The organism is Streptomyces sp. CHD11, assembly GCF_018638295.1.
Lineage (GTDB): Bacteria > Actinomycetota > Actinomycetes > Streptomycetales > Streptomycetaceae > Streptomyces.
Genome location: NZ_JABTTS010000164.1, coordinates 1 through 331 on the forward strand (window position 1 = coordinate 1; position 331 = coordinate 331).

The 331-nt window shown below is 72.2% G+C and carries 1 pseudogene; it reads left to right on the plus strand.

The annotated features are described in order from the left end of the window. Positions 1–331: pseudogene (locus HTV45_RS33605) on the plus strand (helix-turn-helix domain-containing protein); the annotation flags it as partial.

A 331-nucleotide genomic window follows, 5' to 3' on the forward strand; every position in this document is an offset into this window, starting at 1 on the left:
CGGCCGGGACCGTCACGATGTGTGGTGTGACCACGCCACCGGTGGGCCTGAGCGCCCTGGAGAAGCAGCTTCACCCGCGATTTTTGACGCTCGCCGAGCGGGAGAAGATCCGCGATCTGCGTGCGGCGGGGCAGTCGCTGAGGGCGATCGGACGGGTCCTGGGCCGGCCGGCGAGCCCATCAAGCGGGAGATCGACGCGAACTCCGCCACCGAGGGCTACCGGCCCTACGCCGCCCACCGCGCCGCCGCAGCGCGCAGGCCCCGTCCCAAGGAGCGCAAACTGCTGCGTGACGGACGGCTGCGCCGCTTCGTCCAGGACGGACTGCGCCAG